This window comes from Nodosilinea sp. AN01ver1 (assembly GCF_050565655.1).
Lineage (GTDB): Bacteria > Cyanobacteriota > Cyanobacteriia > Phormidesmidales > Phormidesmidaceae > Nodosilinea.
This window is the reverse complement of the sequence record NZ_JBNXVS010000128.1, coordinates 1-1,228: the sequence shown is the minus strand read 5'-3', so window position 1 is coordinate 1,228 and position 1,228 is coordinate 1. Positions and strand designations below refer to the sequence as shown.

Here is a 1,228-nt window from a genome sequence, read left to right as displayed (position 1 = left end):
CTAGTGCAGCGTCAAGACTAAGAATTAGGGTTAGATGAAAGTCTGAGGTACCCTGTTCTGCATGAAGTTAGCCCGACTGTCATGCAGAAGAAGTACGTTGTTCGCTTGAGCGCAGACGAGCGCCACCACCTGCAAACCGTGATTAAGAGACTCAGCGGCAGCAGCCAAAAAGTGCGCCGAGCCCAGATTCTGCTCAAAGCTGATGCTGAGGGGCCGAACTGGACGGATCAGCAGATCGCGGAGGCGTTTGACTGTCGCACGAAAACGGTGGAGAACCTTCGACGACGACTGGTCGAGCAAGGCTTTGAGGTGAGCCTCAATGGCGTCAAGCGGAGCCGTCCACCCACCGCAAAGCTGCTCGATGGGGACCAGGAAGCGCAAATCATTGCCCTGCGCTTGGGCTCACCCCCAGCGGGCTATGGCACCTGGTCTTTGCGTCTGCTGGCCCGTAAGGTCGTCGAACTCGGGCTAGTTGAGGCTGTCAGCCATGAAACGGTCAGACAGACGTTGAAAAAAACGGTATGACCAACCGCAAGATTGAGTACTGGGTGATCCCACCAGATGCCGATGCTGAGTTTGCCGCTCAGATGGAAGCCGTTCTAGAGCTGTACGCTCGGCCTTATGACCCCAGCCGTCCGGTTTTGTGTATGGATGAACAACCGGTGCAACTGCAACGGGAAACCCGGATTCCTCGCCCGGCTACACCCCAGCACGGCAAACGGGTGGACTACGAGTATGAGCGGGCTGGAACCGCCTGTGTTTTCATGTTCACCGAGCCGTTGGCCGGTTGGCGTGATGTGCAAGTTCGCCCGCAGCGCACCAAAGTGGACTGGGCCATTGCCGTTGCCCGAGTGCTGGAAGAGCGCTATACCGAGGGTCAAGTCGTGCAACTCGTCTGTGACAACCTCAATACTCATACCAAAGGCGCGTTCTATGAGGCGTTTGAGCCTGAGCGTGCCCGGCAGTTAGTCCGACGGATTGAGTTTTGCTACACCCCAAAACATGGCAGTTGGCTCAACATTGCTGAAAACGAGTTGAGTGCCCTAACACGTCAGTGCATTGAAGGTCGTCGCTTTGGCAATATCGAAACCTTACAGGCTGAAACAGCTGCCTGGTCGCGTGATGTCAACACCATCCAGCGCGGGGTTGACTGGCAGATGAAGGTCGACGACGCACGCTGTAAGCTCGCGTCTGTCTACCCTAAAATTAAGTCTTGACGCTGCACTAG

Annotated in this window: 2 protein-coding genes; both read left to right on the top strand. The window is 56.1% G+C overall.

Annotated features, from left to right (window positions below; all coding sequences use genetic code 11):
• Positions 1 to 81 precede the first annotated feature (81 nt).
• Positions 82 to 525, top strand: a complete 444-nt coding sequence (locus ACQ4N7_RS30255) for a helix-turn-helix domain-containing protein (protein WP_430715126.1) — start codon at positions 82 to 84, stop codon at positions 523 to 525.
• Complete coding sequence (locus tag ACQ4N7_RS30250) at positions 522 to 1,217, top strand: IS630 family transposase (RefSeq protein ID WP_430715125.1); 696 nt, start codon at positions 522 to 524, stop codon at positions 1,215 to 1,217. The genes ACQ4N7_RS30255 and ACQ4N7_RS30250 overlap by 4 nt, the downstream gene beginning before the upstream one ends.
• The last annotated feature ends 11 nt before the right edge of the window (positions 1,218 to 1,228 follow it).